Source organism: Sinobaca qinghaiensis, from assembly GCF_003610495.1.
Taxonomy (GTDB): Bacteria; Bacillota; Bacilli; order Bacillales; family Marinococcaceae; genus Sinobaca; species Sinobaca qinghaiensis.
Genome location: NZ_RAPK01000006.1, coordinates 303809 through 316845, shown reverse-complemented (window position 1 = coordinate 316845; position 13037 = coordinate 303809). Strand labels below are relative to the sequence as shown.

9 protein-coding genes are annotated in these 13037 nt (G+C 42.0%); all 9 read right to left on the bottom strand.

The window, feature by feature from the left end:
• Positions 1-91: 91 nt before the first annotated feature.
• The 9 genes from ATL39_RS01905 to ATL39_RS01865 all read right to left on the bottom strand — a co-directional run bounded on the left by ATL39_RS01905 (position 92) and on the right by ATL39_RS01865 (position 13035).
• The gene (locus tag ATL39_RS01905) at positions 92-2134 is read right to left on the bottom strand and encodes a beta-galactosidase (protein WP_120191595.1); all 2043 of its coding nucleotides are present in this window, start codon (positions 2132-2134) and stop codon (positions 92-94) included.
• Positions 2135-2156: 22 nt separating this feature from the next.
• Complete coding sequence (locus tag ATL39_RS01900) at positions 2157-3746, bottom strand: solute:sodium symporter family transporter (RefSeq protein WP_120191594.1); 1590 nt, start codon at positions 3744-3746, stop codon at positions 2157-2159.
• Between the two features lie 154 nt (positions 3747-3900).
• On the bottom strand, positions 3901-5202 hold the full coding sequence (gene melA, locus ATL39_RS01895) for an alpha-glucosidase/alpha-galactosidase (protein WP_120191994.1): 1302 nt from the start codon (positions 5200-5202) through the stop codon (positions 3901-3903).
• Between the two features lie 22 nt (positions 5203-5224).
• Positions 5225-7432 carry an alpha-galactosidase gene (locus ATL39_RS01890; protein ID WP_120191593.1) on the bottom strand — a complete coding sequence of 736 codons (2208 nt, stop codon included), beginning with the start codon at positions 7430-7432 and terminating at the stop codon, positions 5225-5227.
• Positions 7433-7457: 25 nt separating this feature from the next.
• Entirely contained in the window at positions 7458-8285 is an 828-nt protein-coding gene (locus ATL39_RS01885; RefSeq protein ID WP_120191592.1) for a carbohydrate ABC transporter permease, read from the bottom strand.
• The gene (locus ATL39_RS01880) at positions 8285-9217 is read right to left on the bottom strand and encodes a carbohydrate ABC transporter permease (RefSeq protein ID WP_120191591.1); all 933 of its coding nucleotides are present in this window, start codon (positions 9215-9217) and stop codon (positions 8285-8287) included. The genes ATL39_RS01885 and ATL39_RS01880 overlap by 1 nt, the downstream gene beginning before the upstream one ends.
• Before the next feature lie 97 nt (positions 9218-9314).
• On the bottom strand, positions 9315-10646 hold the full coding sequence (locus ATL39_RS01875; protein ID WP_211326958.1) for an ABC transporter substrate-binding protein: 1332 nt from the start codon (positions 10644-10646) through the stop codon (positions 9315-9317).
• Between the two features lie 14 nt (positions 10647-10660).
• Positions 10661-11701 carry a LacI family DNA-binding transcriptional regulator gene (locus ATL39_RS01870; RefSeq protein WP_120191589.1) on the bottom strand — a complete coding sequence of 347 codons (1041 nt, stop codon included), beginning with the start codon at positions 11699-11701 and terminating at the stop codon, positions 10661-10663.
• A gap of 332 nt (positions 11702-12033) precedes the next feature.
• Positions 12034-13035 (bottom strand): LacI family DNA-binding transcriptional regulator, encoded by a 1002-nt coding sequence (locus tag ATL39_RS01865; protein ID WP_120191588.1) that lies wholly within the window; start codon positions 13033-13035, stop codon positions 12034-12036.
• Between the last annotated feature and the right edge of the window lie 2 nt (positions 13036-13037).

Sequence of the window (13037 nt, the reverse complement as noted above, 5' to 3'; positions counted from 1 at the left end):
GTCCTAGGTTTTTTAATAAAATTAATGTTTCCATGACAAAAAAACTTCATCCCCCCTTCAAGGGTAGATAAAGTTTTTTTATTTCTTCATTTTATTCTTCTCTTACAACCCGCACTCCATAAGGTTCAAGCGAACAATCACCCTGCACAGATTCCTGATGAATCAAATCCCACCCTTTTTTATCATGCAGCGAGAATGTTTTTTCTTCTTTTGTGAAATTTAATAAAAACAGGTATGAACGTTCACCCTTCACTCTCCGCTGCACAGTCACTCCACGGGGAAGCTCTGTTTGTATATTCTTCTCAATCCCTGCCTCTTCTACTACCTGCTTCAGAAAATCAGTATAGAAGGCTTCTTCTGTACGAGCCGCGATATAATAGGCTTTTCCTTCTCCAAAAGCATTCACTGTTACAGCAGGCCTGCCTTGATAGAAGTCTTCATCATAGGAAGCAAGGGAACGTGCTGATTCCAGATGAATCAAATCACACAGCTCTTTAAGCTGGTAGGATTGGCTGCTCAGATTTCCTGAAGTAAATGTTAATTGATTGGTCTGCCCGTCATGCAGGGAATCAATTTCTTCCGACCAAATGCCAAGCACGTTTCGAAGAGGACCCGGAAGCCCTCCCAGCCATACAAGATCATTTTCATCTACGATCCCTGACCAGTATGTCGTAACAAGGGTGCCCCCTCTTTTTACAAAGGCTTCAATTCTCTCTGCTGTACCCGGCTTTATCATATAGAGCATTGGCATAACAATCAGGTCATACTGCTCAAGGCTTTGCTCCGAATCAATTACATCAACAGCGATCCCCATATCCCACAGAGGACGGTAAAATTTCTGAACCGTATCTTCGTAGCCGGGCCCGATATTCCTTGGTCCCTGCGCTTCATTAATAGCCCATCTATTTTCCCAATCGTACACAAGTGCCGTCTTCGGATGGCTTTCAGCCCCTGTAATTTCCTTAAGTCTTTCCAGTGATTTTCCCACTTGAGCCACTTCTTTGAACACTCTTGTATTTTCGTGCCCTACATGATCCACCACAGCCCCATGAAACTTTTCACTCGACCCCTGGCTCTTTCTCCATTGAAAATACTGGACAGAGTCGGAACCGTGGGCAACTGCCTGAAGAGAGGACAAATGATGCATTCCCGGCTTTTTCAGTGTACTTAAAGGCTGCCAGTTAGTATTACTTGGTGTACTTTCCATAAGTAAAAACGGCTGGCCGCCTTTGATGCTTCGTTTAATATCATGCAGAAAAGCTGTCCTGGCTGCCTGAACCGCTTCTTCCTCATTATCGTGCCAGGTCGGATAGGCATCCCAGGAGACGATATCCACCACATCTTTAAACTTCCAATAATCCAATCCTTCGTATTCTTCCATAAAATTTGTTGTAGCCGGAAGATCAGGCCGCTTTTCTTTTAACGGGGCTGCTTCCCACTGGTAAAAATCCACGGTCTGGTCCGTTGTATAACGCTTCCAATCTAAAGTAAGACCGTGGACCAGCGACTCGCCCAGAGGAGACGGTGATTCAATTTGGTTCCAGCTTGTATATGTATGACTCCAGAACGTTGTCCACCATGCACTGTTCAGAGCATCCAGTGTTTCGTATTTTTCTTTGAGCCAGTGACGAAACGAAGCCTGGCAGGTTGAACAATGGCAGTCTCCTCCATATTCGTTGGATATATGCCAGCCTATGACGGCAGGATGATCTCCAAATCCGGCGGCCAGCTGCTCAGCCATCTGTCTCACTTTTTTTCGATAAACCGGAGAAGTTAAACAGTGGTTATGACGAAGCCCATGCAGATTTTTTGTTCGATCGGCATTTGTCCGCAGTACTTCAGGATATTTCTCTGACATCCAGGCAGGCCTTGAGCCACTTGGCGTCGCTAAAAACACGCTGATATCATTTTCATACAGACGATCCAACACGTTTTGCATCCATTCGAATGTATAGTGATTTTCTTCTGGTTCGAGCGACACCCATGAAAATATTCCTACCGACATCACATTGCATTTAGCCAGCTTCATCAATCGCACATCTTCTTCAAGTATATCCGGACGGTGGAGCCATTGCTCCGGATTGTAGTCTGCTCCGTGCAGTAAATTAGGAAAATAAGATCGTGTGTTTGTCATGATTTTGCCCCTTTATTATTATTTAAGCAGCGATTCCTGCTTCTGAGAAAATAAGAAATACAATAAGCATTGCTATTACCGCTGCAAAGCCGACTGGATAGACCAATCTCCATGGTGTCATATCAACTACTTTTTTATCTTCCAGCTTATATGCCGTTTCTCTAGGCTTTATTTTACCGATCACCAGCATTAATAATGTGCAAACGACAAACATTACAGCAAGAATATGGAGAAAGTGAAGACCTGTGTCCCAAAAGAGCTGAGTAGTTGCGTAAACGCTGATAAACAACACTAACGATATTTTGGCTGCAATCGCCGGGACCCGTTTCGTTAAATAACCAATTAATATAACAGTAAATATTGGGACATTATAGAAACCGTTTACCATTTGCAGATACTGAAAAAATCCCTGCGGTACCAAAGCAATTAAAGGTGCTACACTCATGGCAAATATCGCTAATAACGTACCGATAACCTTACCGTCCCTAATTAGCTTAGAGTCTGGAGCATTGGGCTTAAAATACGGTTTATAAATATTAAGCACAATTAATGTAACCGTCGAATTTAAAACAGAGTTAAACGAAGATAGGATGGCTCCAAATAGAACCGCTGCGAAAAATCCAACGAGAGGCAGAGGAAGTACCTCATTAACGAGCGCTGGATACGCTTCCATGGAAGTCATATTCGCACCAAACATATTATAAGCAATGATCCCCGGTAAAATAAGAAAAATAGGACCCGCAAGCTTTAGAAAAGCTGCAATCAAAAGACCTTTCTGCCCTTCCTTCAAGTTTTTTGCCGCGATTGCCCGCTGCATAATATGCTGAGACATTCCCCAGTAGTATAAATTTACTAAAATCATCCCAGTAAACATTGTTCCAAATGGCACCGGATCGCTTTCCCCTCCAACAGCATTTAACTTTTCAGGGGTGTTGTCCATAATACTTCTAAATCCAGTGACCGGAGAGCCATCTCCCAATGCCATTAATCCAAGCAGCGGAATTAACAATCCTCCTAAGATTAAGCCGATTCCGTTAATAGTATCGGATACTGCAACGGCTTTTAATCCACCGAATATGGCATATAACGAACCTACCGTTCCAACTACCCACACCGTTATCCATAATGCTGTAGTTGAGCTGACACCAAGCATTTCAGGCACATTAAACATTGTACTTAATGCAACAGCTCCGGAATAAAGAATAGGCGGAAGCAGATTAAATATAAATCCAAAAAGGAAAAGTATCGTAACAAATTGCTTGGTAGCGCTATCAAATCGTTCCTCTAAAAAGTCAGGAATCGTGGTAATACCACCTTTTAAGTATTTAGGCAGAAAGTAAAAAGCTACAATAACCAAAGCGATAGCCGAACCGACTTCCCATCCCATCGATGACATATTGAACTCATAGCCTTCGGCGTTTAAACCAATTAACTGTTCAGTAGATAAATTAGTCAGCATTAACGAACCGCCTATTACCCATGCCGTCAAGCTTCTTCCTCCTAAAAAATAACCATCTGAAGTTTCCAGGTCCTCTTTCCTTGTTTTAAAGTAAGATATTAACGCTACAAGCAAAGTAAAAAACAAAAAGGATAAAATTGTTAATACGCCCATCTCTATTCCTTCTTTCTGATATTTACCGCATAAATATTTTAGTAAAATTTTACTTAATAATTAAGATACCACACCAAGTAACCGTTTACAATATTTTTTCAAAAACTCAATAAAAAAACCTGGACTTGTTACGTCCAGGTACTTCTAAACTAGTTTATTTATACTGTGGAAGCCACGCACCGTGCGCCTCGAATAAATCGTCACAAAGTGAAACAATATCATCTAATGATAATTCTGCTGAAGTATGGGGATCAAGCATAGCTGCCTGGTAGACATACTCTTTTTTTCTAGTCTTATTGGCTTCCATCGTTAACAGCTGGGTGTTAATATTTGTTCGATTTAATGCAGCTAGCTGTTCCGGCAGCCTCCCGGCATGAGTAGGAGTTACTCCATTACGATCTACGAGGCAGGGAACTTCCACTACTGAATCAGAAGGAAGATTACTAATCAGCCCCTCTGTATTTAATACATTTCCAGCAATACGTACAGGGCTATCGGTTTCCATTGCTTCGATAATATGAGAAGCATATTCTCGTGAACGTTCATGAGTCATCGACTCATCATGAATGATACTGTCCCTCCTCGCTTCCCATTCTGAAATTTGTGTTTCACAGCGTCTCGGATACTCATCCAAAGGAATATTGAACCTCTCAATTAATTCCGGGTAAGCTGATTTAATGAAATAAGGATGATACTCTGCATTATGTTCTGAGGATTCCGTAACATAATAACCGAATTTATCCATCAACTCAAAACGCACCATGTCCTCATGTTTTCCTTTTTGTTTTTCTGCCGCACGCTTTTTTATTTCAGGATAAAGATCTTCTCCGTTTCTTGAGACCTCAAGAAGCCAGGCCATGTGGTTAATTCCGGCAATAGTGGCTTTTACATCTTTTTGGGATATATCCAGATGATCAAACAATTCCGGTACACACACCTGAACGCTGTGACACAAGCCTACCGCTTGTACATTTGTTTCCTTTGCAATAATTCCCGTTAGTGCCGCCATCGGATTTGTGTAATTCAACAGCCAGGCGTCCGGGCAGACTTCTTCTATATCCGCTGCAATATCAAGCATCGCCGGAGCTGTACGGAGAGTCCGAAATAAGCCGCCTATTCCTATGGTGTCTCCGATTGTCTGCTGAAGTCCGTATTTTTTAGGAACTTCAAAATCAATAACCGTAGATGGCTTATAACCACCGACCTGGATGGCATTAATAACATAAGAAGATCCTTTTAAAGCTTCTTTCCGATTTGTATATTTATGAATATGGACATCGGCTCCCAGCTGCTTTTTTAAATGCTGCAGAAGCTGATAGGATTCGTCCAGTCTTCTTTCATCAATATCATATAATGCAAATTCCATCCCTTTCAATGCAGGGGTGAGCATACAATCCCCCAGTATATTCTTTACAAAAACGGTGCTTCCTGCTCCCACAAAAGTTAATTTAGCCATTATATTCACGTCTCCTTCTTCATCACTTGATGGCATTCAGCACAAGTAATGTGGTTTGATAGTCTCCTTGTTTCTTCCATGTATATTTATGCTGCAGCGGAAGCCCCGCGTGCATAAGCTCCGATCCATAAAACGATTCATCGCTGCCCTCTACTTGATAAAGCACATCTTCCAAAAGACCTTTGAAGTAAAAACGCGGCAATCCGGAATTCGGCTTCTCCAGCACCTGGTATCTGGCAGCTACTGCCTGCTGCTGATGCTCATCTACAACCATCCAGCTGGTTACATTACCATCTCCTTCGAAAGGACTTTCCAATCGATAAAAGCGGCCTTCCTGCAGAACTGTCCGATGTTTCTTGTAAAAGCTCACTTGATCTTTCAACACACTTAAATCTTTTTCTTTCGTAATATCAAGCTCGTAGCCAAAATTTCCGAAAAAGGAAACGCGGGCTCTTGTCTCAAGGCTGGTTATCCTGTGTACTTGATGGTTCGGCACATCAGAGACGTGCGCTCCCATTGTTTTAATAGGATATAAAAAGGAAGTACCATATTGTATTTTCAAACGTTCTATTGCATCTGTATTATCACTTGTCCATGTCTGTGGAGCATAGTAAAGCATGCCGGGATCGAAACGACAGCCCCCACTGGCACAGGATTCAAATAATACATCCGGAAAATCTGATGTGAGACGCTCATAAAGATCATATACACCCAGCACATATCGGTGGGCAATTTCCTGCTGTCTTTCTGCCGGATACCCTGAAGACATTATTTCTGTCAGCGGTCGGTTCATATCCCATTTTATATAGCTTATCGGAGCACCTTTCAGCACATCAGCTATCTGATTGTACATATGATCGACTACTTCTTTTCTGGAAAAGTCGAGAACAAATTGATTTCTTCCATGAGACGAACGTCGGCCTTCAGCCTGCAGCAGCCAATCAGGATGCGCTTTATACAATTCACTTTCCTTGGAAATCATTTCCGGCTCAAACCAAAGACCAAAGTCCATTCCTGCAGCCTTCACTTTATCAGCCAGGCCTTTCACCCCATTAGGAAGCTTCCGCTCATCCGCGGACCAGTCTCCTAATGATGTAGTATCATCATCCCGCTTTCCAAACCAGCCATCATCGAGCACAAACAGCTCAATGCCACACTCTTTGGCCTGTTCTGCCATTTCTACAATTTTATCCTCTGTAAAGTTAAAGTAAGTACCTTCCCAATTATTAATAAGCACCGGCCGCTCTTTATCACGCCATTTCCCACGTACTAAACGTTTCGAAAATAAGTCATGAAACGCATGGCTCAACCCGTTCATACCTGAACTGGAATAAACCATTACTGCTTCCGGTGTCTGAAAGGTCTCTCCCTCCTGCAGCTGCCAGGAAAAATCAAAATCATTCAGTCCAATCATCGCACGACTTGTTCCAAAGTGATCGACTTCTACCTGAGCTTTAAAATTCCCGCTGTATACCAGACTAAAGCCAAATACTTCTCCCGTATGCTCGGTAGTATGAGGGCGCTTCAGGGCAAAAAATGGATTGTGCTGGGCGCTGCTTATCCCTCTTGTACTGCCAATCTGCTGAATTCCCTCTTCAAGCTGTCTCGTTTTTACGTGCCGCTCCCGGGCCCACGCTCCTGATAAATGAACCATTTCGTAATCGTAATCCGGCATGTCCACACTCAGGCTCATTCCTTTGGAAAGTTTCACCGTATCGCTTCCACGGTTGGTAAAAGAACTACTTCGGGTAATAACACCTGTTTTTTCAAATATGGTATAAGACAGATGTATATCCATATTCAGCCTGTCGTCATGTAGTCGAATAATCAATGTAGAGGCCTCTTTGTCCTTTTCTGTATAAACAGCCGGAAGTCCCTCCAATTTTGGCTTTCCGGCGGAAATGGCATAATCCATAAATTCAAACTGGGTAATCCGGCTGCCATCCGGCTGTTCGACCTGGAAAGCCGGTTCTCTGAAATCTGTAGTGCCATAAGAAGGAAACTCTTGTCTGATCGTCTCCAGGGAAAAGTCGAGATTGCCTTCATAAACAGCAGCGGTGTTGGACCTTGCTTCTATCCGATGTAAATGAGAATAATCTTCGCGGTGGGTCAGTTTTTTTCCATAATACAGATGGCCCAGCTGTCCATTTTGAAGAACTCTAAATATATAGCTGACCTGCTTGGACTGTAAATGAAACGTTTGTGTCGACGAAGTATAATGAATTGGCATAAGTAATCCCCCAAAATAAACAATATTATTTAATAGAACCCTGCGACAGTCCCTCAATGAAGAAACGCTGCAGCACTAGAAATAAAATGGTCATAGGCAGCAGTGCAATTAACGAAGCGGCTGCAACCAGACTCAAATTGGATGTGTTTTCTCCAAAAAAGCTATTTAATGCTACAGTCAATGTCTGTACGCTTGAGTCCTGCAAAAAGAAGATTGCAAATTGAAAATCGTTCCAAATGTATACACAGGAAATGATTAAAACCGTTGCTGTGATAGGCTTAAGCAATGGAAAAACTATTTTAAAGAAGATGGTTAAGGTACCCGCTCCATCAATTTTTGCTGCTTCCTCTAATTCTTTAGGAATGGTGGCACGAATAAATCCGGCATATAGAAAGATAGTCATTGATAAGAATGCCGCAACGTTATTAAATACCGCTACCGATCTAGTATTCATAAGCCCCCAGTCAACTACCATTTGGTAGAGCGGTACGAGAACGGTAAGCGGCGGTACAATCATAATCGCTATAAAGAAAATGTAAACAAACTTATTCAACTTTGTCTGCCTGCGTGCCAGAGGATAAGCCGCCAGTGATCCGCAGACAATAAGCAGAACAGCAGCAAAAAATGTAATAGTAGCTGAGTTAAACAAAGCAAGACCCAAATCTGCTCTTTCCCAGGCCGTTACAAAGTTCTCAAAGCTTATTTGTTCCGGCAGGGCCCACATAGAGCTGAAATCTCCGGGTGCTTTAAATGCCGTAGTAATTAGAATATAAAGTGGAATAATATGAAGAATCGAGATTAAAGCTGCCAGGGTATTAAGCACAATTCTTTGTTTTCTGCTGATGGTTTTCATTACGCTTCTACCTCCTTACGTCTTAAGTAAATAACCGCAGTGACCGTAATAACAAGAATTAATGCGACCATCAGAACCCCCTGGGTGGCTGCATAACCGGCATCCTGCCTATCGAAATAGAGGGTATACATAAAGGTCGACATAGACTGGGAAGCATTTCCCGGCCCGCCTCCTGTCAATGCTATAATCACATCAAACAATTTCAGACCGCCGATAATATTAAGAACCACATTAATAGTTATAGAAGGCATTAAGAGAGGAATAGTAATGTTTTTAAACTGTGCCAGTTTCGAAGCGCCGTCCATACGTGCAGCTTCATAATATTCTTTAGATATACTCTGCAGCCCTGCCAAGAAAATAATCATAGAAATACCAACAAACTGATACGTATTAATGAATACAATGATCCATGGATTCAGGCTAGGATTGTTTAATAAGTTCATTCGTTCAAAACCAAGTGCCATAACAAGGTCATTAATGGCCCCGCCCTGGTAGGCAAACATAAAATACCAGATGTACCCCATAATGAGAGGACTGATAATTACCGGCAGATATACGATCGTCCGCGTAATAGCCTTCATTTTTATACTCTGCACCAGCAGCATTGCGTATAATAAACCAATCGTCATTTGAAAAAAAGTACTCCCTACCCCGTACAGCAAGGTGTTACCTGCCACAAGCCAAGTCGTGGGATCACTAAACATTCTTGTGTATTGGTCGAGCCCTACAAAGTTCATCGTCTGGGAAAAACCATCCCAGTCTGTAAATGAAATACGAAGTCCGCTGATAAATGGAAATACAATAAAAATAAAAATGAATGCTAAAGCCGGCAGATACATTATCCATAGGGAAGATTCTTTTTTGTTCTTCACTTTCGGTTTTTTCGTTTTGGCAGCGGCCAGATTTTTATCAAGCGATTCTACTTTATTCATTGTTTACTCACTCCCATTCTGTGCATCATACAACTGACAAGCTGTCTGAAAAGAGGAAGAGCTCAATCAATGAGCTCTAATTAGTTAATGATTGTCATTATTCCTGTTCTAGTTCTTCGACTTCTTCTTCACTCAATTCTTCTTCCTCTGCATCTTCCAGACTTTCTCCTTCTTCTACACCGACTTCTTCACGCAGGCGTTGATATTCTGATGCCATCTGATCTGAAACCTGTTCAGGTGTCATAGAGTCTGCAAGCAGCTCCTCGCCTGTATTACCAATCACATCCCACATGCCACTTGGTAGATAAACGCGGTCAAAATAAGGCTCCACTTCCACATCTGCATATGGTTCCATGGATTCTTCATAATAGTGATTTACGTCGACTCCATCCAATGGCGACGGCATCGAGGTGGCTTCTGCAATACGTGCTGCATTTTCATCTTCGGCCATGAAATCAAGGAACTGGAGCGCTTCTTCTTTGGCTTCGGATTCATTCCATACCGCAAGAGTATGGCGCTCTCCTCCGATCCAGCGCTGTCCGTCTTCACCATGGATAGACGGCACTGGGATAGCCCCCACCTCAACGTCCGGATTCAATTCAGTAACGTCTGCTCCGAAAGATCCTCCCGCAAATATAAAGGCAATTTCATTTTGGGCCATCAGTTCTACCGCCTGGCCTCCACGGGCCGTCACTGCATCCTCGTTAATTAATTCTTCTTCCTGCATGATTTTTAATTGTTCCGGGAGAAACGTATAGTTTGACCAGTCGAATGTTCCATTCATTAATTCTTCTTCATAGTTTTCTTCTTCATCAACCGTTAGCAAAGGGGTGGCCATCTGATCAAAATACTGGGCAACAGCACCTGCTTCTGATTGTGCCATGAACATCGGAGTCACTTCTCCGCCGCTTTCCTCTTTCAACGTTCGCATTGCTTCCATAAGTTCATCAAACGTGTTGGGAGGTTCAATTCCGTATTCTTCTAAAAGGGTAGCGTTATAGCTGATACCATCCAATGCCTGATTGAGTGGAAAAGCATACAATTTTCCATCTTCGTCTTTCAAAACCCCGTCCATGGTTTCATCCAGGCGCTCTGCCCATTCTTCACCTGCCAAATCCTCTGTGTAGTCACCGTAGCGTGTTTGCGACCATCCGTGGGTGTCAAATAAGTCCGGCATATCATTGGAAGCCATTCGCACCCGGAGCATACTCTCATATTCAGCACCCGGCAGGTTAACATCCACTGCAATTCCAGACTCCTCCTCAAATTCGCTGACAAGCTCCTCAAACGCCTGCTTTTCTGATTCATTTGTAATAGAAGAAAATAGCGTAAGTTCTCCATTTTCCCCACTGCTTGATCCCCCGCCGCATCCAGCTAATACTACTGCTGCAGTTACAAACGGTACTGGCATTATCCACTTTTTCATCATAAAACCCTCCCAGATTATTTAGCTTTTTTTATGTGATGTCCGCAGCTTTCACGAACAATTAACTCCGTTGGATATGTGATTGTTAATGGAATGTTTCTTCCTTTGACTCGCTCCAGCAGGAGCTGAACGCTCCGCTTTCCCATCTCTTTCTTGTGTACCTTAACGGTCGTAAGGGCCGGTGTCATATAAGCAGATGTTTCTACATCATTGAAACTTACTACCGCTATATCTTCTGGGATACGAAGAGACATTTCCCTCAACGCCCGTATAGCTCCAATGGCCATTGAATCACTTGCTGCAAACAACGCTTCAGGCATCCGGCCATCGCTGATCATTTTTTTCATTAACCTATAGCCGTCTGCCATGGAAAAGTACCCTGAATATATTTGGATATATTCAGTTAATCCCTTTTCCTTCATAAAATCCTTATACACTTCTCTTCTCTGCTCCAGACATTCCCTGCTTCCAAGAAGACTGTATTCATGTTCAGCACCTCCTATAAATCCAATATCATTATGTCCCAACGATGCTAAATGCATGAGTGCCTGCCGGGTTGCTTTGTTAAAATCAAAATGTACAAAATCAAATTCCTGAGTTTGACTGCTGCCACTGTAGTTCACATAAACGATATTGTTATTTTCGGCACCGAGCTTTCTCAACACGTCTATATGAATATTCCCCATTACTACGAATCCGTCGATATTATCCACAGAGGTTTCCGTAAAAACCTGTGGGAGTCTGATCGTTTGAATATCATGAAATCCATTTGCCGCGAGCTCTTCTTCAATTCCCTGACGCAGAGGAAGGAAATAAGGATCATTCTGCTCTTCAAGCTGTGTCTGAAATGAAACGATAGCTACCTTTCCTGTATGTTTATTTTTTTGCTCTTTATACTTACGCTTGCGCATTGTTTGATAGCCTAATTCATCGGCAATCATAATAATTTTGCTCTTTGTTTCTTCGCTTACAGAGAGAGTGCTGTCTTTATTTAAGACTCTTGAAACCGTAGAACTGGATACTTTAGCATTTTTCGCAATATCGCGTATCGTTGTCATGACTCCCTCGCCTCTTTAGTAAATTTTTTACTTGTTTTTACTAGATTATCATATAAAGCAAACGCTTACAACCATGATTTTAGAAAATTTATTTTATTTTATTTACTACATAAAAATATAGATAAACCTTTATTTAATAGTATTTTATGCGTATTAACATAATAAAATACACTAAGTTTATTAGTAAAACTAAGTAAACAAAATAGATTAAAAAGGTAAATGTTTACTTCAACTGTCGCATAAAGAAAAACAGCTTAGGCATAACCCTAAGCTGTTTTTTAATTTATTATTGAATTATTGAATTTTTTAATTACTCAATTCATTTCTAGTAACTATTTCACACTTTTACTGCTTTCCCTTATAATCAAGTCCGTGGCTACTTCCACGGTTTTACTTACTTCCCTGCGGCCAGAAAGCCGCTCGTTCACTAAATCTACTGCTGTCTCGCCCATTAATTCCGTGTATACTTTCACTGTAGAAAGCGGAGGATACATAAATTTGGAAATACTAATATCGTTGACACTTACAAGGCTGATGTCATTAGGGATGTGCTGATTTTCCTCGTGCAGCGCACGCATACAGCCAACCGCCATCGTATCGTTCGCCAAAAACAAGGCGGTAGGACGTTTTTCTTTATCAACCTCCTGAAGGAGCTGTTTGGTCAGGTTGTACCCGTCCTCAACACTAAACCGCCCTGTATACATAATTGAGGTATCCAGATCACGAGCCTGCATGTACTTTTTGAAAGTTGTTTCCCGTTGGTCCTTAATGGGATGCTCTTCAAGGCGGTATGTTTCACGACCTCCTATGTAGCCAATATTGCGGTGTCCGCTGACTGTCAGATGATCCATAATTTTACGGGTAACCTTTTTAAAATTGGCAATGACTGCATCATGAGTTTCCGCAGCAGGGTTCGAATCTACAAATACGATAGCATCAGTATAGCTTCCAAGCTTCTCTGCCTGACCGGGACTGAACTTCCCAACTGCAACAATTGCTTTGATTCCGTCATGATCCTGTTTAATAAAATCATCATAAACGTATTTATTGTAGTTTATCTGCAGGTCCTGGCAGCGATTTTCAATACCGAGACGGATGGACATATAGTACAGGTCCTCCAGCTCTTCTTTTTCCGTATACCAGTGAATAATAGTAATCGATCCATTCTGAGGTTTCTTTTTTGTATGTTTCTTATAGTTCAGCTCTTCAGCTGCCTGAAAAATCCGTTTTTTCGTCGATTCCGCTACAGATAGGGTCTCATCGTAATTCAAAACTCTTGATACAGTAGCAATGGACACCCCTGCTTTTTCAGCGATGTCCTTAATGGTCGTCATAT

Coding starts and splice junctions, on each gene's coding strand:
- ATL39_RS01905 (WP_120191595.1), bottom strand. CDS start 2,134: ATGACAAACACACGATCTTATTTTCCTAATTTACTGCACGGAGCAGAC.
- melA (WP_120191994.1), bottom strand. CDS start 5,202: ATGGCTAAATTAACTTTTGTGGGAGCAGGAAGCACCGTTTTTGTAAAG.
- ATL39_RS01875 (WP_211326958.1), bottom strand. CDS start 10,646: ATGATGAAAAAGTGGATAATGCCAGTACCGTTTGTAACTGCAGCAGTA.
- ATL39_RS01890 (WP_120191593.1), bottom strand. CDS start 7,432: ATGCCAATTCATTATACTTCGTCGACACAAACGTTTCATTTACAGTCC.
- ATL39_RS01870 (WP_120191589.1), bottom strand. CDS start 11,701: ATGACAACGATACGCGATATTGCGAAAAATGCTAAAGTATCCAGTTCT.
- ATL39_RS01900 (WP_120191594.1), bottom strand. CDS start 3,746: ATGGGCGTATTAACAATTTTATCCTTTTTGTTTTTTACTTTGCTTGTA.
- ATL39_RS01880 (WP_120191591.1), bottom strand. CDS start 9,217: ATGAATAAAGTAGAATCGCTTGATAAAAATCTGGCCGCTGCCAAAACG.
- ATL39_RS01865 (WP_120191588.1), bottom strand. CDS start 13,035: ATGACGACCATTAAGGACATCGCTGAAAAAGCAGGGGTGTCCATTGCT.
- ATL39_RS01885 (WP_120191592.1), bottom strand. CDS start 8,285: ATGAAAACCATCAGCAGAAAACAAAGAATTGTGCTTAATACCCTGGCA.